This is a genomic window from Erythrobacter sp. W36, assembly GCF_057364935.1.
On sequence record NZ_CP200281.1, the window covers coordinates 62,433 to 86,755 of the forward strand.

Here is a 24,323-nt window from a genome sequence, read left to right on the forward strand (position 1 = left end):
GACCCACGCCATAATCTCGCTATGCGAAGGCAGAATGCGCCATCGCCATGGTAAACATCTGCGCGTTGATCCGGATGGAGGAGGGGAAGACGCTCGCATCGGCGACATAGAGGTTGCCCGTGCCGTGCACCTTCAGGTCTGCGCCCACCACAGAGCGGTTGGGATTTGATCCCATGACATTGCCGCCTTGTGGGTGGGATGTGCTGACGATGAAGTCGTGCCCGTCCTTGAGGTGTTGCTCGACCAGAGCCTCAATATCATCGCCTGGCCGCACGGTAACATTGCTGGAGGTGGGAAGGTAAACCTCTTCTGCTCCACCGGCGAAATGCATCTTTACGGCATCAACCACAAAGCCGCGCAATTGCTCGCGGTGCTTGCGTTTCAGCTTCACGCGGAAATGCCCGCCTTTCACCTCGCCCATATCGCTGACAGGCATGAGGATGCCGAGGCAAACGAGGTTTGAATAGGATTCCATCCGGCGGACATATTCGCCGAACCATCCGCCCATCGAGGCTGAGAATGTTGCAGGCGGGTGGAACCAGCTCTCGATCAGGTGATCACCGCGATCGACATAGGTGCCCATTTGCACCCCGTCCCAGCTGTTCACCGCATGCGGCATTTTGGCGATCACCGGGCAGGCGAGATTGCAGGCAATCTGCTCGCCAATATCGGCAAAGTTGAATCGCTCCATCAGGGCAGAGGACGCGCCTGTGCCAGCGGCGATAATTGCGCCCTTGGCCGGGCGAATGCGCACATGGCGACCGTTCTGCCGCGCCTCAACCGATTTCACCGGCTTGTTGTGCAGGTTCCAGCCAATATTGATGCGAAAGGCAGCGGTGTTCTCCGCAATGCGCGCGCCCGCTCCCAATGCGTCTTTCAGCAGGGTCTGAACGACGGAGCTCTTGCGATCATAGGGGCAGCCAGAATTGCAATAGCCGCAGCCCCAGCAAGACCGATCGTGCTGCGGGGTCTTGTGGCCATAGTTCTTCTCAAACCGGGCGGCCTCGACGTTGGCATCGTCGGCGCGGCCATGACCCTGTGCCTTAAACGCGTTCCAAGCATTGCGCAGATGCGCGCCGTTGGATCCGGAGATTTCCTCGGGGATCTCTGCAATGCCCAGCCGGTTCCACAAATGGTCAAACGCCGCGGTTAGTTTCCCGCCCGCGTTCACATCAACGCCGAATTCGTCCTTCCAATGCTGGATCACATCTTGCGTGCGCGGATGCGGATTGGGCTGATCAGGGCGGAAGCAAATGCCATTGTTCACCAGCGATGATCCGCCAATGCATTCGGCCTGAAGGATCGCAATTTCGCGGTTGCTGGAGGTCATCAGCCCGCCGCCAATATACATGCCAGCATATTGCTCTGCGTCTCGGTGGCGGATCTCCGCCGTTGACCAATAATCACCCTTTTCGATGATCAGGACGCTGTCGCCCTTGGCCGCGAGCGCGGCGGCTGCGGCGGCTCCGCCCGCACCCGAGCCGATCACCAGCCAGTCGCAATCCTCAGTATCGGCCAGATTGCTGCAAGTGAGATCATCGGTATCTGCAAATGGCTTTGCATTGGCGCGCGATTGCGGCGGGACGAAACCGATCCCGTTCCAGCTGCCCGGTTGCTGATAATAGGCGGAGTAGAACACCGTCCTCAGCCGTCCGAGCGAGCGGATGATGCCAAAGTCAGCCTCGGCAATCTTGTCCGTCAGGCGCTGCTGCCGCTCTGCAATGGAAAGCTCGGTGAAGCTGCGCCGCAGCCACAGCTCTAGCAGGAATAGACCGCGTTTTACATCCACGCGCGTGCTGTCGGGCAGGATCGCGATCCAGCGCATCGCATTGTTGACGACGTCTTCGATTGTGCCGCTGGGCGGGGCGCCGCCAAACAGGGCCTCGACATAGGCATGTTCAAAGCTGGCGCGGCGCTGAGCCACGACTTCGATCAAATTGTCATCCACCTGGATGGAATTGGCCTCAGCCCGGTTGATCGCCTCGCCTTCGAGCGCGACCGCGCCGGTGTCGCCTATGATATAGTCCGCGCGCTCGCCATCTGGCCCCGCTTCCACGCGCACAACCGGATGGCCATCAGCAGTCTTTCCCAAGGGTCGCACATTACTCGGCGCAAGTGCGGTAATGACGGAAGGTGATGGGTTAGGCATCTCACAATCTCCCCTTTGCTTAGGCAAGGAGAAGATGACGCAATTTTCTTTTGTTCGAAATAGAAATAACGGCGATTCCTTGTAAGGACGCGCCAATCTTTGCCGATTTCTGGTTAAATACCGCCCGGCGTGAAATCATAGCCGCTTGTTGCTAGCCCATCGCACAGCGAATCTACAGCAGATTTGAGCGTGTCTTTTTCCGTCGAGCGCAGGACGAAATTGGCGCCTACTTTGCCTTCGCGAAAGAAGGGGTAGGAGCCGATCTGGCATCCCTCGTGCGCGTGTTCGACCTCGATCAGCAGGTTTGCAACTTCGCTTTCCGCGATCCAGCAGCCGACGGTTTCCGTGATCAACGGCGCGCCGCCTTCCAGCTTGCCGGTGAGTGCATCGAGCATGCCAGCGGCGATGTGCGGAACGCCCGCCATCAGGATCACATTGCCGCGCCGGATACCGGGCGCGCCAGACATGCGATTGGGGATCAGTTCAGCGCCCTCGGGCACGCGGGCCATGCGCAGGCGGCCTTCATTGATGCCGCCCTTGTCTTCATAATAGCGGGTCAGCAGCGCGCGCGCTTCTTCATTGATGACGACCGGCACGCCGAGCGCCTTGGCCACTGCATCGACGGTGATGTCGTCATGCGTCGGGCCAATGCCGCCGGTGGTGAAGAGATAGTCGTTGTCCGCGCGCAGAGCGTTGACCGCCTCGACGATTGTGTCCTCGACATCGGGCACCACGCGCACCTCTGCCAGACGAATGCCTTGCACCTGCAGCCAGGATGCGACCTGCGCGATGTTCTTGTCTTGGGTGCGGCCGGAGAGGATTTCATCGCCAATAATGACGAGGCCCGCGGTCCAGATTTTGTCCGATGTGGTCATGGGCAGGAGGTTAGGCCGTAAACTCATAATTCCCGCGATCGAGGCGCCTCAATGGCGCAGCTATCGCTTCGGAAGTCGCGCCGGGAAGGCTTACCGCCTTTCCAAGCGGCTTTCGAAGTGAGAGCAAAGCCATTGGGGCGTCCCTGCGGGAGTTGGCCAAAATGGCCCATTCCTGCGTCAGAAAGTCTTGAAAGATTGACATATTCCGGCGACTGTCTTCCTTGTACTGGGCCATTTTGACTCAAACCTCGACCGTGGGAATTATGAGTTTACGGCCTAGGTCACTCTTGCTTTGACCTCAAGCGTTTGCGCGCCTGAATGGCGTGCCTATTCCGCTGCTTCTAGCTCGCCGCCGGCTGCGCCCGCTTCTTCGCTGGCATTGCTGAACTTCAGCCAGCCATCGTCGAGCGGATCGCTCGCCATGCGTTTGCGGTCGAGCACATATTCCTGATTGAGCCGCCATGGGTATTCGGCCGCATTTTTTGGCATGATGTGCTTGCCGCGCTGAATATAGCCGCTGGAGAAGTCGAAAATATCGTCCTCTTCCAAGGTGGCTTCGGCCTCTGGAGTGAGGACTGGAGCGGCTATCGTCGTACCGGTCTTGCGCATGTGGTTTAGCAGGCGGCAGATGTAATCGGAATTGATGTCCGCCCTCAGCGTCCAGCTGGCATTGAGATAGCCGAACACCACCGCAAGGTTGGGCAGGTTCGAGAACATGCAGCCTTTATAATAAAAGCGTTGGCTGAGATCGGTGGGGACGCCGTTCTGGCTGAGCGCGATCTTGCCTGCGACGGCGAGCTTGAGCCCGGTCGCTGTGACGACGATATCCGCCTCGATTAGCTCCCCTGATTTCAGGCGTACCCCGCCTTTCTCAAACTTCGAAATATGGCCAGTGACAACCGCAGCCTTACCTGCATTCATCGCCGCAAACAGATCATCGTCAGGCACTAGGCACAGGCGCTGATCCCATGGGTCATAGGGCGGGGTGAAGCTGGCCTTGTCGTAATTTGGGCCGAGCGCTTTCTCGATCTTCTTATGCAGCGCGTCTTTAACTTTCTCCGGCTTCTTTCGCGCCGTTTTGAAGACGAAATCCTGCATGCGGATGTTTTTGAACCGGGTGATCCGGTAGGCGAGGCCTGCTGGCAGAAACTTGCGAAGAGTGTTGGCGAACCAATCCTTCGCAGGCTGAGACGCCATCCAGGTTGGCGTGCGCTGGAGCATGGTCACATGCGCGGCTTTGTCCGCCATGCTTGGGACAATCGTTACCGCTGTCGCGCCGGAGCCGATCACAACCACGCGTTTGCCGGTGTAGTCTAAGTCCTCTGGCCAGAATTGCGGGTGCAGAACCTGGCCTTCGAATTCGCCCAGATCAAATCCGGGGTCGAACGGCTCATCATAGTCGTAATAGCCAGAGCCAAGGTAGAGGAAGTTCGCAGTGATGCGGGTGCGCGTGCCGTCGGACTTCTCCAGCTCGACATGCCAGCGCGCTTCATCATCGCGGAAATCGGCAGAGATCACCTTGTGACCAAAGCGGATGTGCTGGCGAATGCCGCGCTCATCGGCGATCCGGTTGAGATATTCGAGGATCGACGGCGCGTCGGCGATGCTTTTCTCATGCCGCCACGGCTCAAAATCAAAGCCGAGCGTGTGCATATCGCTGTCAGAGCGAATGCCGGGATAGCGGAACAGATCCCAAGTCCCGCCCAAATTGTCGCGCTGTTCGACGATCGCATAGGAGTGATGCGGCGACTTCATTTTCATGTGCGCCGCCATGCCGATGCCGGAAATTCCGGCGCCAACGATCAGTACATCAACCTCTGGTGCAGTCGCCAGCATCGTCTTCTCTCTCCTCTTGGTGTGGAAGTAAGCACACGATGGATGCAAAAGCGAGTCACGATTGCATTTTGCAACTGACTTGCGAACGGGGTTCGTCTAAGCGGCGGCCCATGTTGAAAATACGATGGTCGCTGTCGGCCGCTCTCCCCCTCGTTTTATCCGCTCCGCTTTATGCTCAAGGCCAAGGATCTGATCCTGATGGCGATGACAATGTGATTGTCGTCACAGGGGAAGGGCTGGAGCAGGCAGCCTCCACCGGTGTCTATGCAACCAGCGAGATTGACCGTGATGCGATCATCGCCACTGGCTCTGGCCGGATCGAAGATGCGCTGCGCAATGTCGCCGGGTTCCAGCAATTCCGCCGTTCTGACAGCCGCTCCTCCAATCCCAGTGCGCAGGGCGTTACTTTAAGGGCGCTGGGCGGCAATGCGACCAGCCGCGCCTTGGTGGTGCTTGACGGCGTGCCGATCACCGATCCGTTTTTCGGTTTCGTTCCGCTGAGTTCCATCGCGCCGGAGCAATTGGGCCATGTTCGGGTGACACGCGGCGGCGGCTCTGGTCCGTTTGGCGCTGGCGCGCTGGCGGGCACGATTGAGCTTGAAAGCGCCAGCCTCGATACGCTCGGCTCGGTCAATGCCAGCCTGCTGGTGAACGACCGCGAGGAAACAGAGGCGAGCGCCAGCCTTGGCGCAAATCTCGGCTCTGGCTTTGCTGTGGTGAGCGGCCGCTGGGACGGAGGGCAGGGCTTCTTCACTACGCCTCAGGATCAACGCGTCCCCGCAACGGCGCGCGCCGCGTTCGATAGCTGGAGCGTGGGTGTGCGAGCTGCAGCGCCTTTGACGGATGACGTCGAATTGCAGGCGCGGGTGCAGGTCTTTGATGATGCGCGCACTTTGCGTTTTGATGGTGCTGATTCGACCAGCGAAGGTCAGGACGCGAGCATCCGCTTCGTGGGCCGGGGTGACTGGCAGTTTGATGCGCTGGCCTATGTTCAGGCGCGCAATTTTTCCAATATCGTGATCAGCTCCACCCGCTTTGTGCGCGTGCTTGATCAACGCAATACGCCCTCAACCGGGCTTGGCGGCAAGATCGAAGTGCGCCCCCCGGTTGGCGGCGGTCACAATGTCCGGCTGGGCGTCGACTATCGACGCTCTGATGGCGAACTGCTGGAGGAGGCATTCAGCGCCTTTACTGGCAATTTGCGGGAACGCCGCCGTGCGGGCGGCACCAACAGCGATCTCGGCCTGTTTGTCGAGGATGATTGGCAAATCGGCGCGCTGCTGCTGACGGGCGGCTTGCGCGCAGACCGCACAGTAATCTCCGACGGTTTCTTCCGCGCGGTTGATGCCAGCGGCGCCTTGGTCAGCGAAACAATCGCGCCGGATCGCAGCGACTGGACGCTCTCGTGGCGCGCTGGCGCATCCTATGATCTCGGCGGCGGCCTCGGCCTGCGCGCAGCGGCATACACCGGTTTGCGGCTGCCAACGTTGAACGAGCTCTACCGGCCGTTTGTCATTTTCCCGGTGGTGACGCAGGCCAATGCAGCGCTCGAAAATGAGCGGCTCGAAGGGTTTGAGATTGGTCTCGATTGGCGGCCCAATGACAATGTCAGCCTGGCTCTGACCGCGTTTGACAATCAGGTTGAGAACGCGATTGCCAACGTCACGCTCACGCCAACCCTGCGGCAACGGCAAAATCTGCCAGCCATAGAAGCGCAGGGGATTGAGGCTGCGCTGGGGCTCGAATTTGGTCAGGTGAGCTTTAATGGCTCGCTGGCCTACACCGATGCTGAGATCGCCAGTTCGGGCGCATCCATCGCGCTCGATGGCAATCGCCCTCCGCAAACGCCAGAGCTTGCCTTCTCCGCTACGCTGGCGTGGGAGCCAGCGGATGGCTGGCGGCTGGCAGGCACTCTGCGCCACACTGGCGCTCAGTTCGAAGACGATCAGGAAACCACCTCGCTTCCCGCCGCGACCACTTTGGATGCGTTTTTCCAAATGCCGATTGCGGGCGAGTTCTCAGCTGTACTGCGCGGTGAGAACTTGCTGGATGAAGAGATCGTGACCCGCAATCTCGAACGGCGCGATTGATCTGGGCGTGCCGCGCACCGTGTGGTTTGGCCTGCGCTACGGCTTCTAATACTGCGCAAAACGGGCCTAGCGCCCATGCGGACTAATTCCGGCTAACCCGCAAGGATATTTCGCACGCGCAGCAAAACCCGCACATTTGCTGCGCTGCAGCACAATATGTTGCATTTTTGCATCAATTTGGGAGAACTCACGTCACGCCCTTGCGAATTGAATCCGCGCGTGACTAGTCTGCGATCCATAAAAATAAGACATCGGTTTGTTGGAGAGGAAACCTATGACGAATAAGTTCGCAGTATACGCGGCTGGCCTAATGGCGACGAGCATTTTGGCTCAACCAGCCTTGGCCCAAGACACTGAAACGGATGCGGAGGAAACGGCCCGCGATAATGTGATTATCGTGACCGCTACCCGCCGAGCCGAAGATGTCCAAGACATTCCAATCGCGGTTACTGCGGTCACGCCCGAACAGCTTGATAAGCAGGGCGTCGTCAATGTTCAAAACATCACGCAGGTTTCGCCCAGCTTCTCGACATCCAATGCGCAGATCGCATCGGGCTCGGTCGTGCTGCGGATTCGCGGCGTGGGTACAACGTCCAACAACATCGGCTTTGAAAGCGCGGTCGGCATCTTCGTTGACGGTGCCTATCAATCGCGTCCGGGCATCGCGCTTGGTGAATTTGTCGATATTGAGCGGGTTGAGGTTCTGCGCGGTCCGCAGGGCACTCTGTTTGGCCGCAACACCTCGGCTGGTGCACTCAACATCACAACCCGCCGCCCCGATCTCAATGAGTTCGGCGGCTTTGTGAATGGCACTTACGGCAATTTTGACCTCATCAATGTGCAGGGTGCGGTCAACGCGCCGATCATTGAAGACACACTCGCGGTTCGCCTAACGGGCGCTTATCGTCAGCGTGATGGGACAGTCGATATTATCGATGCGACCGGCGCGCAGATCGGCGATCTCGAACACGATCGATCAATTCCTTATTCGCGGTCAGCTCGGCTATGAGAGCGAAGGCGGCGTCAGCGCTCGCTTGATCTTCGATTACACCGAGAGTGAAAACCAATGCTGCGCAGCGATTGAAGTGCTTGCGAACACAGCTTTCGAAGGCGCGGTCACTGGTGTGGGAGGACCGGCACGGGCCGGTATGGCAACACCGCTTCCAGCCACTCAGCCGTTTGACGTAACCGCTGCTCAGCGCGCGATCGACAATCGCGTTGCAACGGCCAGCCGCGTTCCGCTCGCCAGTGTTGAGCAATGGGGTGTCGTCGGCGAGATCGAATTTCCGATCAGCGACAATGCTGACCTCATTTTCATCGGTTCTTATCGCGACTTCTCATCTTCTGAGAACTACGATTCCAGCTTCTCTGGCCTAGACGTGTTCGATGTCGACCGGCTCGATACCAATATCGAAACGTTCACCGCTGAGCTGCGTCTTCAAGGCGAGGCATTTGACGGCGCATTGAGCTGGCTCATCGGCGGCTACTACTCAGATGAATCGATTGATTCCGACATCGATTTCTCACTCGGTGCGGACTACGATCTGCAGATTGCCGGACTGTTCGGCGGGGCATTGGGCCCAGCGCCGCTCACGCTGCTTACCGACCTTATTGTGGACGGCATTCCCAATGGTAACGGCATCAGCCCAAATGGTACGACGGCAACCAACGTCTATGCTCAGAGCAGCGAAAGCTGGTCGATCTTCACCCACAACACGCTCGACGTCACTGACAACCTCAGCCTGACTTTGGGTCTGCGTTATTCGGATGAGAGCAAGACGGGCGGTTTCCAACAAACCGCGATTAACAATCCGACTTGCCTGACATTACTGGGCGGCGTGCCAACGATTGCGGCAACCGTGGGGCCAGCCCTCGTTGGTAGTGTGCTGGGAACGGGCTGTTTCGCATTCACCGCGCCTGCGATTGGTAATGACGCGATTGCATTCCCGCTGCCACGGGAATTCGAAGTGCCATTCAGCGATAGCGAGCTGATCTACACTGGTAAGATCGCGTATCAATTTGATGCACCGGTCACGGCCTATGCCAGCTTTACGCATGGCTATAAGTCGGGCGGTATCAACCTCGATATCACGGCGAATGCTGGCGGCGCTGATCCAACCTTCCTCTCGGAAGAAGTCGACGCCTATGAAGTTGGTGTGAAGGCGCAATTCCTGGACGATGCGGTCACGCTCAACGTGGCTGGCTTTGTCGAGGAGTTCTCAAACTTCCAGGTTCTGGAGTTTACCGGCGCTCAGTTCACCACCTTCAATGTTGACCGGGCGATTTCCTCAGGTGTTGAGATTGAATCGGTGATCCGGCCTACTGCGGAGCTGACCTTCAACGCTGGCCTGACAGTGACAGACGCTCGCTATCCGGGTGATTGCGATGGCGGCGTGCCAAATGCCAACGTCACCTCGCTGTGCGGAAACTCGCTCACCAATGCGCCGGATATCGTGGCCATTGCTGGCGTCAACTACGACCGGGATATCGGTAGCAATCTGCGCGGTTTCTTCTCTGGCCAGATCCGGACAGAGAGCGATCGCCGGACATCAACGCAAGCGACCACCGTGCCAAGCGCGGCGATCATCGCGGGCTTTGGCGGCGACATTCAAGCCGCCGTTGATGCAGCGCCGCTGGTGCCGTTCGATGTTCAGGACAGCAACACCAAGGTCAATCTGCGGGTTGGCATTGGTGCTCAAGATGAGAGCTGGACGGTCGAAGTTTGGGGCGTGAACGTGACCGACGAAGTGACACGCGGTGTGACATTTAACACCGTGCTGCGCGGGTCATCACGCTCTGCATTCGCGCAAGAGCCAGCAACATATGGTGTGACCGTTCGGGGCAAGTTCTAAGGCTCACATCATCACCAGGTCCGCCTAGCGGCGGCTTGCCTTTGGGAGAGGGCAAAGAGAAGGGGCGGTCCGCACAAGCGAGCCGCCCCTTTTTGTTGTGTGTTGGTTTTCTATGGGCCAAGCCACCCGCACCCTCCACCCTTCCACCCGGAACACTGTCGGATAGGATCCGGGTGGAAGGGTGGAGGGTGCGGGTGGCGCGGTATCGTGACGCGAACCTACATCCCGCGCGCGATCACCATTTTCATCACTTCGTTTGAACCGCCAAAGATCCGCGTGATGCGGCAATCGCGGTACATGCGGGCAATCGGATAGTCATTGATGAAGCCAGCACCGCCGTGGAACTGCAGGCATTTGTCGACCACTTCACCCTGCAGCTCTGTGACCATGAGTTTGGCCATGCAGGCGGTCGGCACATCGAGCTCGCCCTTCAGATGCTGGGCGATGCAATGGTTGACGAAGACCCGCGCCGCAGTGCTGCGCGCGGCCAGTTCAGCCATCACAAACTGCGTGTTCTGGAAATCCCAGATCGTTTGGCCAAAGGCTTTGCGGTCCTTGACGAATTCCATCGTGGTCTCGAGCGCCTTTTCGATGCCGGTCATCGCGCCCATCGCAATGATGAGGCGTTCCTGAGGCAGCTCGCCCATCAGCTGGTAAAAGCCCTTGCCCTCAACCCCGCCGAGCACATTTTCCGCTGGCACGAACACATCGTCAAAGAACAGCTCTGAAGTGTCGGCTGCATCCATCCCGATCTTGTCGAGTTTCTTGCCCCGCTCGAACCCTTCTGCGCCCTCCGTTTCGAGCAGCATCAGCGAGATCCCCTTGGCGCGCTCATTCGGATCGGTCTTGGCGACAACGATAATGAAGTCGGCTGTCTGACCGCTGGAGATGTAGGTTTTCGCGCCATTGATGCGGTAGCCATTGCCATCTTTGAGCGCCGTCGTCGTGATGCCTTGCAGGTCCGAACCAACGCCCGGCTCGGTCATCGCAATCGCGCTGACCAGTTCGCCGGTCACCAGCTTGGGCAGATATTTCTTCTTCTGCTCCTCGGTGCCGTGGCGAACGAGATAGGGCAGGATCACAGTGTTATGCAGGCTAGCGGCGAAACCTTCGACGCCGTGCTTTGCCTGCTGGTCAAGCACCACGATGTCATGGCGGAAATCGCCGCCGTGCCCGCCATATTCCTCTGGCACAGAGACACCGAGCAGACCCGCTTCGCCAGCCTCATTCCAGAATTCACGCTCAACCTGACCGTCTTCGCGCCATTTTAGAACGCGCTTTTCCGGGGCGTGCTGCTGATAAAATTTGCCCACCGCATCAGCGAAGATCGAAATCTCTTCGTCTTCCATGAATTCCGGCTGCGCTACATTGATGACTGACATCTTCTACTTACCCTTCCAGTTCGGGGCGCGCTTCTCGGCAAAGGCGGCTGCGCCTTCGCGGGCGTCTTCGGATACGAAGATGGGTCCCATCAGCTTGGCTTGTTCTTTCCAGCGCTCGTCATCAGCCCAAAGACGCGATTCGGCGACGATTTGCTTCGAAACCTTGACCGCGAGCGGTCCATTGGCCGTGATCTTCTTGGCCAGTTCCAACGCCGCCTCGAGCGCGGGGCCATCAGTCACATGGTTGAGCAGGCCGAGTTCGTAGGCGCGCTCTGTTCCGATGAACTCACCGGTTAGCGCCAATTCCATCGCAACCTTTGGCGGGATCATGGTTGGCAGTTTGATGAGGCCGCCCGCTGCGGCGACGAGGCCGCGCTTCGCCTCTGGAATGCCGAATTTTGCGTCCTTGTGCGCAACGATCAGATCACAGGAAATCATCAGCTCCATACCGCCGGCAAGCGCATAGCCTTCAACAGCGGCGATCAGCGGCTTGGCCGGGCCTTTTTCCGTGAGCCCGCCAAATCCGCGGCCAGGCACGCTCGGGGTTTCGCCGCGCAGGAAGCCTTTGAGATCCATGCCGGAGCAGAACGTGCCGCCCACACCAGTGATGATGCCAACGCGCAGGTGGTCTTCCGCGTCGAGCCGATCGAGCGCTGCGGCAATCGCTTCGGATGCCGCTTTCGTCATCGCATTTTTGGCTTCTGGCCGGTTGATCGTCATGATCAAAACGCCATCGCGTTCCTCGGTCAGCACTTCCCTTGTTGCGCCTTCGCTCATTCGCTCTCTCCACTTTTTTCAATGGCTATTCATTTTGCCATTTCGATTTGAAACTGAATTCTTGTGTCAGTGGTGCAGGCGGTTTACGGACACGTCAACTGCAATTTGGATAAGTGGAAGAGGAAATCATGGCTGAGGCATATATCATCGATGCGGTTCGCACCCCGCGCGGAATTGGCAAGCAAGGCAAAGGCGCTCTGGCGGCGGAACATCCGCAGCATCTGGCGGCGACCGTGATGCGGGCAATCAAGGACCGCAACAGCCTCGACACCAGCACCGTCGATGATGTGATCTGGTCGGTTTCGACTCAAGACGGCATGCAGGCTGGCGACCTTGGCCGTATGGCTGCGCTCGATGCGGGCTATGACATAACCTCTAGCGGTACGACGCTCGACCGCTTCTGCGGCGGCGGCATTACCTCTGTCAGCCTGGCGGCTGCTCAAGTGATGAGCGGCATGGAAGATTGCGTGGTTGCCGGCGGCACAGAGATGATGAGCCTGACCGCTGCGATGATGCAGGAGAAGATGAAGGCCGGGATCAAGCCGCCGATGATGGGCAGCTATAATGAGCGCCTGCAGAGCGTTCACCCGCAATCGCACCAGGGCATTTGCGGCGATGCGATTGCCAGCATGGAAGGCTTTACCCGCCAGGAGCTTGACGAAGTTGGCTACCGCTCTCAGCAGCGCGCCGCCGCGGCGATTGAAGCGGGCAAATTTGAAGCGTCCGTTGTTCCGGTGACGGATGAAGCGGGCAATGTCTTGCTGGCGAAAGATGAGTACCCGCGTCCAGAGACAACACTGGAGGGGCTAAGCGAGCTGCAGCCTGCCTTTGCAAAAATCGCCGATGTCCCTCTGGATGCGAATGGCACAACCTTTCGCGGTCTGATCAATCAGAAATACCCTGATCTTGAGATCGAGCACTTCCACCATGCAGGCAACAGCTCTGGCGTGGTCGATGGTGCGGCGGCGGTTCTGGTTGCGAGCAAGGACTACGCCCAGAAAAACGGCCTGAAGCCGCGTGCACGCATCGTTGCGACAGCGAATATGGGCGATGATCCAACGCTGATGCTGAATGCGCCGGTGCCAGCGGCCAAGAAGGTTCTGGAAAAGGCTGGCCTGACCAAAGACGATATTGATCTGTTTGAAATCAATGAGGCGTTTGCGGTTGTGGCGGCCAAGTTCGTCCGCGACCTTGAGCTCGATTGGGACAAGGTCAATGTGAACGGCGGCTCTATCGCGCTCGGTCACCCGATCGGCGCAACTGGATCAATCCTGATTGGCACCGTGGTTGATGAGCTGGAGCGCCAAGATAAGCGCTACGGCCTCGTCACGATGTGTGCAGCCGGCGGTATGGCGCCAGCCATCATCGTCGAGCGCGTCACCGACTTCGTCGATTGATCCGCCCGTGACCATTGCCGACAACACGCCGGTCATCATCGGCGCCTAGCCAATATTCCGAACAGGTCCAGCAAGCGGGTTATGAAGCGCTCTCTTACATGGACCTGGGCGGAAGGGCTCTGGCTGCGGCGATTGCCGATAGCGGGGCGAGCGGCAATGTGGCCGCGGCAATCGATACGCTCGCGGCGATCCGCGCGTTTGAAATCTCGCGCCCTGATCGAAAGCCGCCATTTGGCGGATCCGACAACGTCCCGCGCAGCTTTGCAAAGCGTGTGGGCGCGAACCCGGAACGCGCCATCCTCTCGACCACTGGCGGGCAATACAACCAGCATTTGGTTGGCGAATTTGCGCGTGACATTGCCGAGGGCAAGTCGGACTGCGCGGCAATCGTGGGATCAGAGGCGATTTCCACCGTGCTGGCTTTGGCGGCAAAAGGAGAGAAGCCGGACTGGTCGGAGGAAATTGGCGGCCAGCTGGAAGATCGCGGGTTCGGCAATGACGGGCTTATGGAACTGGGCCTGTTCGCGCATGGCGCGACCGGAGCGATCCCGCTCTACGCTTTGGCTGAGAATGCGCGGCGCGCCAAAACAGGCAAGAGCCTGGATGAATATCGCCGCGAGATTGGCGAATTGTTTGCGCCCTTCACGAAAGTCGCTGCGAGCAATCCGCACGCAGCGGCCCCCAAGGAGCGCAGCGCCGAAGAACTGGCGACGATCACCGAGCGAAATCGGATTGTGGCAGAGCCCTATGCGCGGATGACGGTGGCGCGGGATCAAGTGAACCAGGCGGCTGCCATCATCATCGCCAGTGCAGGTAAAGCGCGCGAGTTGGGCGTGCCCGAAGATCAATGGGTGCACATCCATGCGGTCTCATCGGCGACTGAGCTGGAGCTGTCTCAGCGCCCCGATCTGTCGGCCAATCCCGCCTCCATCGCCAGCGCCCAAGCGGCCTTGGCCCGCGCAGGCAAAAGCATGGCAGAGATGCAATTCCTCGATTTCTACTCCTGCTTTGCGATCCCGGTGTTCAACCAATGCGAGCATTTTGGCATCGCGCATGATGATCCGCGCGGCCTGACGCTGACCGGCGGGCTACCGTTCTTTGGCGGGGCGGGAAACAATTACTCCGCCCACGCTATTTGCGAAGCGGTGCAGCGCGTGCGCAGCAATCGCGGAGCATACGCTTTGGTGGGCGCGAACGGCGGCTGGATGAGCAAATATGCGACCGGAGTCTATTCTACGGACCCGGCAGATTGGTCAGATGGTGACCGGTTTGAAAAACTGCCCATGGCCACAAATGCGGTGCCGCGCGGCGCGGGACCTTTCGACAGCGCGACAGTCGAAACCTACACCATCAATCATTCCAAAACCGGCAGTGATGCCATCTGGCTGGGTCGGAATGCTGATGGCGAGCGGGTGAGCGGCAATGCGGACCTCAGCGATGAGGCAACCGCGAAGGCCTTTCTCGGTGGGCAGCCGTTCGGCGTAAAACTGGCCATCACTCAGGACGAGCGCAGGCGCAATATTGGGCGTGTTGTTTAGCGTTGCTTGGTGGTCGGCAGCCCCAAGCGATCCATTCAAAATCGGTGCGTTTGCCCTTTGACAAATCCCTGCGAACAGCGTATTTAGTTACAAACGTAACCAATTAACCCTTGAGTAGGCGCGCACATGACCAAGCATCCAACTGATCTGTTCGACAACCCGGCTGGCCTTGATGGCTTTGAGTTTGTTGAGTTCTGCGCCCCTGAAAAAGGCGTGCTGGAGCCTGTTTTTGAAGCCATGGGCTTTACCCATGTGGCAACCCACCGCTCTAAAGATGTCGATCTGTGGCGTCAGGGCGGCATCAATCTGATTGTGAATTATGAGCCGCGCAGCGCTGCTTGGTACTTTGCGCGTGAGCACGGCCCTGGCGCTTGCGGCATGGGTTTTCGTGTGCGTGATGCCGCCGCTGCTTATGAGCATGTTTTGGAGCAGGGCGCAGAGCCTGTTGCCAATGCGCCTGGCCCGATGGAGCTCAGCATTCCGGCCATTCGCGGGATTGGCGGATCAATCCTCTATCTGATCGATCGCTATGCTGATGACGCGGGCGAAGGTCTGTCCATTTACGACATCGACTTTGAATATCTTCCCGGCGTCGAAAAGCATCCAGAAGGCTGCGGCTTCCAGCTGATCGATCACTTGACGCACAATGTCTATGGCGGGCGGATGGCCTATTGGGCCGATTTCTATGAGAAGCTCTTCAACTTCCAGGAAATCCGTTATTTCGACATCAAGGGCGAATATACCGGCCTCACTTCGAAGGCGCTTACAGCACCTGATGGCAAAATCCGCATTCCGCTCAATGAGGAAGGCGAAAACGGCAAGGGACAGATCGAGGAATACCTACGCGAATATAACGGCGAAGGCATTCAGCACATTGCCCTGATTTGTGATGATCTGGTTGCGTGTTGGGACCGTCTTAAGCAGCTGGATGTGCCGTTCATGACTGCCCCGCCTGAGACATATTATCAGATGCTGTCGGAACGCCTGCCGGGCCACGGTCAAGACGAAGCGGCGCTCAAGTCGCGCGGAATATTGCTCGATGGAACGACCGAAGGCGGCAGCCCTCGGCTGCTTCTCCAGATCTTTGCAGAACCGCGCATTGGCCCGGTCTTCTTCGAATTCATCCAGCGCGTGGGTGACTACAAAGACGGTTTTGGCGAGGGTAATTTCAAAGCTCTGTTTGAGAGCATTGAGCGCGATCAGGTCGCGCGCGGTGTTCTGGATGTAGAGAAAGAGCCGGCTGAATGAGCGCGGCCGGTAACTCGCATCCCGTGAAACTCGGCGGCGTCCATCATGTGGCCTATCGCTGCAAGGACGCCAAAGAGACGGTCGAATGGTACGCCCGCGTTATGGGCATGGAATACACCACAGCTTTTGCTGAGGACCATGTCCCATCGACCGGCGATTACGATCCGTACATGCATGTCTTCCTCGATGCGGGGAATGGCAATATCCTGGCGTTTTTTGAGCTGCCGAATCAGCCCGATATGGGCCGCGACGAGAACACGCCGGCCTGGGTCCAGCATTTGGCCTTCCGGGTCAGCAGCGAAGCTGAATTGCTCGAGGCTAAGCAGCATGTTGAGGCGCAAGGAATAGACGTGCTCGGCCCGACGCACCACGGCATTTTCAAGTCGATCTATTTCTTCGATCCCAATGGTCACCGCGTTGAACTCGCCGCTGACATCGGCACGGAAGAGCAATATGCGGAGCTGAAACGGGTTGCTCCGCTGATGCTGGATGAGTGGTCAGAGACAAAGCAAGCCCCCCGCCATGCCGATTGGCTGCATGAATTGGCGCGCAAAGAGCACGATGCTTAAGCCAGACAATTAATGCGCTCTTGAGCACTGTTTTAATGACGTAAATTTCACAGTTCCATGAAAACGCAGTCGAAGAATTTGCGGGCCAATGCTTACTTCGCCTTAACCAGTTGCATCTATTGGGTTTCCTTCGATCTTGGAGCGTAAACGCCAATGGCGAAGCTATCAGCTAAGATGAAATCCAACACTGCTGTGGCGGTGCAGGAGATCTATAGGCCGATTATTCGCGGCTATTTCGCGGTATTTGCCGCGTATTACATCCTGCTCCTCCCTACAAATTTTGGGTATTATCAGGGGTTTGATCTATTTTCCGTTGTGGGTGTGGCATCATTTACGGCTGCCATTGGCATCGCGGGATTTGTGCGACTACGCCGACCGGTCGGGTTCAAGGCACTTGAGCGCATGCTCGTGGCAATGAACTTCCTCGTCGTTGCGAACGTGATGCTCGCGCTCAATTTGATGTTCGAGCCAGAAAAGCTCGTTTACTTTGTGATCTTGGTCATGCTGTTCGCTCTGGCCAGCGTCAGCACCCGGCAATCCGTGCTTTCGATCGTCTTTTCATGCCTCGCGTTTCTCACCTACGTCCCGCGGATCGGAGCGGGTGATCAGGCGACCTATGGCTTCTTGATATTTGGCGCGATCATGGCATCGGTCTCGATCACTTATTACCTGCGCAAGGCGATCACTTACATCGCCACGGCAAAGCTCGATGCGGAAGATCAGCTGGAAGAGGCCCGAGTGGTTGGTGAGAGCCTAAGGCACAAGTCGCTCTCTGACAGCCTCACTGGCCTGCCCAACCGGCGCGCTTTCTTTGAGGCGCTGCGTAAATCTAAACACGAAGTCACCCGCCACGCAAAAGAGAGCCGGGACGATCCACGGGCGCCGGTTCAAAACCTCTGGCTGATCTTGGTTGATCTTGATGGTTTCAAAGCGGTCAACGATGTGCATGGCCATTTGGTCGGCGATTTGCTGCTGAAGGAAGTCTCCAACCGGCTCAGCGCGCATTGCGGCGAAACGGCGCATGTCAGCCGGATGGGCGGTGATGAGTTCAACATCATCCTGAAATCCAGCGGGGACGAGCCAGTCATCAAGGCTTGGTGCGATGAGCTGCTTGAAGAGCTTGCCAAATCCTATGTGATCGAAGGGCGCTATGTGCGGATTTCGGGATCAATGGGCTGCAAGATGATGGATTTGACCCAAGGCGCGCGGTCGCAAATCAACGAGGCCGATTACGCTTTGATGGCGGCCAAGAAGCAGGGCAAGAACCGTTCGGTCGTCTTTACTGCGGCTCACGCGAAGCAGGCGGATGAGCGCTATAAGGTCGAGCAGGCGCTGCGCTTTGCCAGCCTGCCGGATGAGATTGAGCTGCTATACCAGCCGCAAGTGGACCTGCGCCAAAACCGGATTGTCAGGGCGGAAGCTTTGGCGCGCTGGTCGAGCCCGATCATTGGCGATGTCGAGCCGAGCAAATTCATCAAGGTCGCCGAAGAAAGCGGCCTGATCACCCAGATCACTTTGACCGTGGTCGAACAGGCGTTCCGCACGCTGTCCCTGTGGGCTGCCCCAGTGCCAATCGCAATCAATCTGTCCTGCCATGATCTGATCAGCGACCCGAGCATTGATCAGATCATCGACATGGCCCGCGAGTTCAAAATTGACCCGACCTTGGTCGAATTTGAAGTGACCGAGACAGCGATGATGATCGATCTCGACAAGGCGACCACCAATCTCAAGCGCCTATCCGAAATGGGCTTCTCCATCGCTTTGGATGATTTTGGCACCGGCTATTCCAACTTCAGCTATTTGCGGCGCCTGCCGATTGAAAAGCTGAAAGTGGACCGGTCGCTGATGGAAAACTCCGGCGATCCTATGACGGAGAAGGTCCTTTTCTCGCTGGCGGGTATGGCGCGTACCTTGGGTGTGGAATGCTTGCTTGAGGGGATTGAGAGCGAGGTCGACCTGCTGGTTGCCAAGCGCGTAGGCGCCGATGCGGTCCAAGGTTTTCTGTTTGGCCAGCCGATGAGTGTGGGCGAGCTGAGCAAGGTCTTGGAAAGCGAAGCGCGAGAAAAGGCGAGCCCCGCAACCGTCACTCAATGACGAAGGGCATCGCCAGCGTGCGAACATCGCTGCGCGGCCTGTTTCAACATTCCTGAAAGAAGGTGGCGGAGACGGAGGTGGCAAGTAGGCTGATGCAACCACTTGTGGTTTAAGGGGAATGCGGGGCGTCTGTAGGGCTCTTTACCACAATTGCTCCCCGGCTTCCCTGAATTGCGATTTGAGCCTCCGATTTTGAGTAGCTTTTGGCTGAGTATCACAAAATTTTGGAGACGTAGAATATGTCCCGTACGGGAAAGCGTGCCCTCTATAGCCGTTCTTCGAGCACGAAATATCCCTTTCGGGAAAATTCCCTTGAAATCGATCCAATATCCGCATATATTCCCCGTTCGGGAAAGGTAATGCTGATGCTCGATGTTGCCACTATCGGCCAAATCATTCGCGACGAACGCAAGGAGCTTAGTCTGCGCCAGGACGAGTTGGCTGCTGCAAGCGGCGTCGGCTTGCGCTTCCTCGTTGAACTGGAGCGAGGGAAGGTAACCGTCCAGATGGGCAAAGTGCTCGATGTTCTCGCCGCACTTGGTTGTGAATTGCAAATCAAGCGGCCTGACGGGATCGTGATAGCGGGTCGAGCGGTCGCGCCCAAGAAGGATGAGGCGGAGTGACGCTGCCAATTCTGGATACGCTTGTGGTCTGGTGGGACGAGCGCAAGGTAGGCGAACTCTCGATCGACTGTTCCCCTTCAGCACCTATGGCACAGATTAGGGGTTGAGGTTTAAGGAGTGTTTGTTTCTCGTCGCAGTGACGAAGGAACGAAGATGAGAAACAAACATTCAAATTCTAAGGCGAGTGCTGAGCGGGTAGTAAAAGACATCCGCAGGAAGACACGGCGGCAGTTCTCTGCCGAGGAGAAGATCCGGATCGTGCTGGAGGGTCTGCGCGGCGATGACAGCATCGCTGAGCTGTGCCGCAAGGAAGGCATTGCGCAGAGCCTATATTACACCTGGTCAAAGGAGTTTATGGAAGCAGGCAAGCGCAGGCTTGCTGGGGATACGGCGCGATCTGCAACCACAGACGAGGTGAAGGATCTGCGGCATGAGGCCCGTGATCTGAAGGAATGCGTTGCCGATCTCACGCTTGAGAACCGTCTGCTCAAAAAAAGCATGATCGCGGATGGGGGAGACGAAGAATGAGGTATCCTGCATCTGAGAAGTTGGAGATCATCAGGCTCGTCGAACAAGCTCATCAGCCAGCCAAGCAGACGTTGGATCGGTTGGGTGTGGCGCGCCGGACGTTCTACCGCTGGTATGACCGTTATCTGGAAGGCGGGCCTGAAGCGCTTGCAGATAGACCGTCAGCCCCAAGCCGGGTGTGGAACCGCATCCCTTCGCATATCCATCACCAGATCATCGAGCTGGCGCTGGAGCACTCTGAGCTCAGCCCGCGCGAGCTGGCTGTGCGGTTTACCGATGAGAAGCGCTACTTCGTGTCTGAAGCGAGCGTCTACCGCCTGCTGAAGGCTCATGATCTCATCACCAGTCCAGCCTATACTGTGATCAAGGCTGCTGACCGGTTCCACACTCCAACCACTCGCGTGAACGAGATGTGGCAGACAGACTTTACCTACTTCAAGATTATCGGTTGGGGATGGGTCTATCTATCGACCGTGCTCGATGACTACTCGCGCTACATCATCGCATGGAAGCTGTGCAGCACGATGCGGGCTGAGGATGTGACCGAGACGCTGGATATGGCGCTAGAAGCCTCTGGTTGCGCATCTGCCAGCATCAAGCACAGACCGAGACTGCTGAGCGATAATGGTCCCAGCTACATCGCCGAAGAGTTAGCCGATTACATCAAGACGAATGACATGAGCCACGTTCGTGGTGCGCCCTTCCATCCTCAGACGCAGGGTAAGATCGAGCGCTGGCACCAAACCTTGAAGAACCGCATCCTGCTAGAAAACTACTTCCTGCCTGGCGATCTAGAAAACCAGATCGACGCGTTCGTCGAGCATTACAACCACCAGCGTTATCACGAGAGCTTGGACAACGTTACGCCTGCCGATGCCTACTTCGGTAGAGTGGAGGCCATCATCAAGCAGCGAGAAAGGACCAAAAGAAAGACTATCCAACATCGGCGCTTGCAACACCGCAAGCTGGCCGCCTAATATCAACCAACAAGACGAGGCAGACGCTCCGCTAATCTAAGCTGTGACTTGTGCCAAATGTTCTGACGACGGACACACCTGGGATTTTGAGATCGGTATTGTGGCGGTCGAGAACTCTGACCTTCAATTGGGTGACATTGCGCAGCTTGACTTCACTCCAATCACGCTTGGTCGGCCAGGCAGCACCGATGTAAGGCCTTTCTGCCACCACTGTGGGCTGCAGACATCGCTCCAGATAACGAAGGCTCTGACCATTCCATCCCAAAGTTTTGACAAGACCTTCGAACTCAAACCAGCGGAACTCAGCTTCATCAAAAGTCTGTGTTTCCGCGTGCTCTAGGTAAAGTGTCCAGAAGTGACTAGCCTCATCAGGGTACTTCTCGCCATGTCGATCACGCAGGCGACGGGCTACGAACCATAGGAGATGCGGGCTTAGCCCTTTCCATCCAGATGCCCACCAGATCGCCGGGGGCTCATGTGATACCGCGCCGAACCAACGAGCGAGATGATGCAGTCTTGGAGACAGCGGTAATCGATATGGAGTCATCTGCCCGTGTAACGTGGGAACACCTGACGGGGTCTCGTCGTCTGATTTGGGAGCCAGCGCGTTCTCGACGTGCTCATCATAAAGCCTGTTAGTCGATTTTGCTGGCCTAGGCGTGTCAGAGTCCAGGCCATAGAGCTCTAATGGATCGACCTCTATCGCATCGCCACCCCAACCAGTTCTCTTGGGTTGACCATATCTCGCATTCGGATCGAAGACGCTGACCCACTCCGAGGTGATGGAGGGGTCGGCGTTCGCAAACGCCGCAGCGCCTTTACTGCTGCCCACAAGCTCCACGACTTGTCCCCGCTCGTGGGGAAGCAATGAACGCGGTCCTCTCTGAGCCTTAACAACAAGACTTTGAGCCCATTGGTCGGAATCCTCGGCTGCCGCGGCCCACTGATGTATCGTTCTCCATAGATTGGCATGGCGGTTCGATGCATTGTATTCGATCGGTGTAACGCCGCGATCTTGCCACGCTTCCAAGATGCTCTGATCACCATCCGGCGCGAACGCATAGACAGGATTATCATAGACCACACCTTTCCGATTGTTCAGCCCTTCAAGCAAGTAGCGCATCGGCGGGTCTTCGGCGCTGTAGCCAAGGAATACCAAGGTGTGCCGCTCTCGCAGGTCTTTTACGAAGCGAGTAGCCCATCCCTCCGCTAGGTATGCTCTGCCAAAGTCCGCGCTGCTGATCACATAGCTAGGCGATTCCCCTCGTTCCGGGTCGGCCAAGCGGCCATGCAAATAGACAAGGCCATCAACTGCTCGGTTGATGTTCAGGTCAGGCAGGTTGGGTGGAACGATGAGCGGACCCTTACATCCCGCTCGCTCGAATAATGTGTCGAAGTTCGTCGTGACAAGCTGTGTGGATCCCGCCGCACCTTTCGAAAGCGATAGAATTGCCCGATGGTTTGCGAGGGTCTTTGCCCGAATTTCGCCAAGCGCCTTGAATATCTCGCGATCGATTTCCGATCGGTCAAAATCTCTTTCGAGAAGATAGAAGATGCGATCAAAATCCCAGTCTTCGTCGAGCCGCTTCCGCGCTCGCGTGGCATCCAGAGCAGTAACAATTCGATCGGTAAGTTGCCAGAAGCTATCAAGACCGGCGGGCATTGAAACGCCCGCCCCACAAAAGAAGACCACATTGCCCTGCATCTGCTGATTGAGCAGGTGCGATGGAATATCCGGGCCGGTCTCGGTGAACCTCATAACTCTGCTCATGCCTTTAAGTTGATCGGGATAGAACGCTATAACGCTAATCGACCCGACTCGCACGGATTGGCCCATGTGGCTGACAGGTTATCCCAAACCCGATCGCCGTTCGCTGTTAGAGCGGCCAGTGCTTACATTGACAAAGGTAGCGCGCGTCCCGCGACATGAGTAAGTCATGTTCTTTCTTCTTGGTCGGAATAACCTTGGAGAGTGTCCGCTTTCGGGAACTAAGGTTACGCATCGCTACGTCTTGTATTGGGGCGCAAAGCCGCCGTGCTCATGAGAGCGCTTCTTTACCTTCCAACGCAGAAATCCGACCACTCGCGCATCAGCTCGCGTCGTTTGTCCAGGTAGTTGGTGCGGCGATAGGCGGCCTCCACTTTGTTACTGACCGTGTGCGCTAGTGGCGCTTCTGCCACTTCGCCGGGGTAGCTAGTCTTCTCGGCGGCCCAATCTCGGAACGCAGATCGAAAGCCGTGCACCGTGAAGGGTAGCTTCGCGTAACGCAGGATCTTGAGCAGCGTCATGTCGGACATCGGGCGCAAGACGTTGCGACCGGGGAAGACCAGATCGCTGCATTCGGCGTAATAAGGTTTGGCACGTTCGAGCGCGTCGATTGCCGCATCGGTCAGCGGGACCACGTGTTCCTTTCCAATCTTCATCCGCTCCGCAGGGACAGTCCAGAGTTTTGCGTCCAGATTGATCTCCGCCCACTTAGCACCCCGCACTTCGCCCGATCGAGAGGCAGTCAGTATCAGGAACTCAAGCGCGAGCCTTGCGACACTCGTTCGCTCGTGCAGATGCTTCAAGAAAGTTGGGACATCCTCATAGGGCATCGCAGCGAAATGACCGTCCTGCTTCGGCTGTCGTGGCAGTGCGCGGCTCAGCGAGCGCATTGGCGCTTCGGTCGCGCGCATTCCGTTTGCGTATGCCCAATCCAGCACAACGCCTATCCGTTGCTTTACCCGTCGAGCCGTCTCTGGCTTTTCTAGCCAGAAATCGAGAAGCACTTCACGGATAAGCGGTCCCTCGATGTCGTTAACGAGTCTGTCGCCAAGCTTCGGGAAGGCATAGGTTTCGAGTGTATTGATCCATTGATCCTGATGCTTCCCATTTTTCCAGGTCGCCTTTTGCTCAGAGTGAACCTTCGTCGCAGCTTCCTTAAAGGTTAGAATCTCGATTTTCTGGCGCTTGCGCTCTTCGATCGGATCAATGCCTCGCTGAATATCGCGGCGCATGTCGATCGCGAGTTCGCGGGCTTCAGCCAATGTAACTAAGTCTAGTGGCCCTAGGCCGATGTCCCTTCGGCGCCCGTTTATGGTCGCGCGCAGCACCCAATACCCCTTTTTTGGGGCGGTGAGCAGCAGCGACAGGCCATCGCCATCCATGTAGCGGCCCGGTTTAGTGAGAGCTCGAATCTGAGCGGCGGAAAGTTTTCCCATAGCCATCCATCCTGGTTCTCTTCCCACATCTGCTCCCACAGTAGTGGGTAGAAAGTGTGGGAAGGGTTAGAACAAAATAAGAACTAGAGATTCCATTGCAAGTCCGAAAAACCGCAGAATTCTGAGGCTTTCAGGGATTTTCTGGGATCTCTTGGGATGGTGTAGGTGGCGGAGACGGAGG

At 57.5% G+C, this 24,323-nt stretch carries 16 protein-coding genes and 1 pseudogene; 10 read left to right on the top strand and 7 right to left on the bottom strand.

Annotated elements, in window-relative coordinates:
- Positions 1 to 19 precede the first annotated feature (19 nt).
- From AC0V6U_RS00270 to AC0V6U_RS00280, 3 genes are all read right to left on the bottom strand, one after another.
- A complete protein-coding gene (locus tag AC0V6U_RS00270) occupies positions 20 to 2,092 on the bottom strand; it encodes a GMC family oxidoreductase (RefSeq protein ID WP_472644259.1) in 2,073 nt (690 codons plus the stop codon).
- A gap of 170 nt (positions 2,093 to 2,262) precedes the next feature.
- Positions 2,263 to 3,024: a competence/damage-inducible protein A gene (locus tag AC0V6U_RS00275; protein ID WP_472645797.1), complete on the bottom strand. Its 762-nt coding sequence runs from the start codon at positions 3,022 to 3,024 to the stop codon at positions 2,263 to 2,265.
- Between the two features lie 327 nt (positions 3,025 to 3,351).
- Positions 3,352 to 4,860, bottom strand: coding sequence for a flavin-containing monooxygenase (locus tag AC0V6U_RS00280; protein WP_472644260.1), 1,509 nt, complete (start codon positions 4,858 to 4,860; stop codon positions 3,352 to 3,354).
- 110 nt (positions 4,861 to 4,970) lie between these two features.
- On the opposite strand from AC0V6U_RS00280, the pseudogene AC0V6U_RS00285 reads away from it, so the two are divergent.
- The 3 genes and pseudogenes from AC0V6U_RS00285 to AC0V6U_RS00295 all read left to right on the top strand — a co-directional run bounded on the left by AC0V6U_RS00285 (position 4,971) and on the right by AC0V6U_RS00295 (position 9,802).
- A pseudogene (locus AC0V6U_RS00285) lies at positions 4,971 to 6,999 on the top strand (TonB-dependent receptor plug domain-containing protein).
- A gap of 225 nt (positions 7,000 to 7,224) precedes the next feature.
- A complete protein-coding gene (locus AC0V6U_RS00290) occupies positions 7,225 to 7,959 on the top strand; it encodes a TonB-dependent receptor (protein ID WP_472644261.1) in 735 nt (244 codons plus the stop codon).
- Entirely contained in the window at positions 7,886 to 9,802 is a 1,917-nt protein-coding gene (locus tag AC0V6U_RS00295) for a TonB-dependent receptor domain-containing protein (protein ID WP_486169328.1), read from the top strand. Before AC0V6U_RS00290 ends, AC0V6U_RS00295 begins: the two co-directional genes overlap by 74 nt.
- Before the next feature lie 218 nt (positions 9,803 to 10,020).
- Here AC0V6U_RS00295 and AC0V6U_RS00300 read toward each other — a convergent pair whose 3' ends face one another.
- Positions 10,021 to 11,184, bottom strand: a complete 1,164-nt coding sequence (locus AC0V6U_RS00300) for an acyl-CoA dehydrogenase family protein (protein ID WP_472644263.1) — start codon at positions 11,182 to 11,184, stop codon at positions 10,021 to 10,023.
- Positions 11,185 to 11,187: 3 nt separating this feature from the next.
- Positions 11,188 to 11,961: a crotonase/enoyl-CoA hydratase family protein gene (locus AC0V6U_RS00305; protein ID WP_472644264.1), complete on the bottom strand. Its 774-nt coding sequence runs from the start codon at positions 11,959 to 11,961 to the stop codon at positions 11,188 to 11,190.
- 128 nt (positions 11,962 to 12,089) lie between these two features.
- Between AC0V6U_RS00305 and AC0V6U_RS00310 the strand changes: the two genes are divergently transcribed.
- The 7 genes from AC0V6U_RS00310 (at position 12,090) to AC0V6U_RS00340 (ending at position 20,938) form a co-directional block, all read left to right on the top strand.
- On the top strand, positions 12,090 to 13,358 hold the full coding sequence (locus AC0V6U_RS00310) for an acetyl-CoA C-acetyltransferase (RefSeq protein WP_472644265.1): 1,269 nt from the start codon (positions 12,090 to 12,092) through the stop codon (positions 13,356 to 13,358).
- A 98-nt stretch (positions 13,359 to 13,456) separates the two neighbouring features.
- Complete coding sequence (locus tag AC0V6U_RS00315; RefSeq protein ID WP_486169329.1) at positions 13,457 to 14,896, top strand: acetyl-CoA acetyltransferase; 1,440 nt, start codon at positions 13,457 to 13,459, stop codon at positions 14,894 to 14,896.
- A 126-nt stretch (positions 14,897 to 15,022) separates the two neighbouring features.
- Positions 15,023 to 16,144: a 4-hydroxyphenylpyruvate dioxygenase gene (gene hppD, locus AC0V6U_RS00320; RefSeq protein WP_472644267.1), complete on the top strand. Its 1,122-nt coding sequence runs from the start codon at positions 15,023 to 15,025 to the stop codon at positions 16,142 to 16,144.
- The gene (locus AC0V6U_RS00325; protein WP_472644268.1) at positions 16,141 to 16,713 is read left to right on the top strand and encodes a VOC family protein; all 573 of its coding nucleotides are present in this window, start codon (positions 16,141 to 16,143) and stop codon (positions 16,711 to 16,713) included. Before hppD ends, AC0V6U_RS00325 begins: the two co-directional genes overlap by 4 nt.
- A 402-nt stretch (positions 16,714 to 17,115) precedes the next feature.
- Entirely contained in the window at positions 17,116 to 18,810 is a 1,695-nt protein-coding gene (locus AC0V6U_RS00330) for a putative bifunctional diguanylate cyclase/phosphodiesterase (protein ID WP_472644269.1), read from the top strand.
- Positions 18,811 to 19,169: 359 nt separating this feature from the next.
- On the top strand, positions 19,170 to 19,433 hold the full coding sequence (locus AC0V6U_RS00335; protein WP_486169330.1) for a type II toxin-antitoxin system Y4mF family antitoxin: 264 nt from the start codon (positions 19,170 to 19,172) through the stop codon (positions 19,431 to 19,433).
- Positions 19,434 to 19,586: 153 nt separating this feature from the next.
- Positions 19,587 to 20,938 (top strand): IS3 family transposase gene (locus AC0V6U_RS00340; RefSeq protein WP_472644271.1). Its coding sequence is split into 2 segments (ribosomal slippage): positions 19,587 to 19,923 and positions 19,923 to 20,938, totalling 1,353 coding nucleotides; the frame shifts between segments, so codons are not numbered across the junction.
- A gap of 31 nt (positions 20,939 to 20,969) precedes the next feature.
- On the opposite strand, the gene AC0V6U_RS00345 is transcribed toward AC0V6U_RS00340, so the two are convergent.
- A complete protein-coding gene (locus AC0V6U_RS00345; RefSeq protein WP_472644272.1) occupies positions 20,970 to 22,697 on the bottom strand; it encodes an SIR2 family protein in 1,728 nt (575 codons plus the stop codon).
- A gap of 296 nt (positions 22,698 to 22,993) precedes the next feature.
- Positions 22,994 to 24,148, bottom strand: coding sequence for a tyrosine-type recombinase/integrase (locus AC0V6U_RS00350; RefSeq protein ID WP_486169331.1), 1,155 nt, complete (start codon positions 24,146 to 24,148; stop codon positions 22,994 to 22,996).
- Between the last annotated feature and the right edge of the window lie 175 nt (positions 24,149 to 24,323).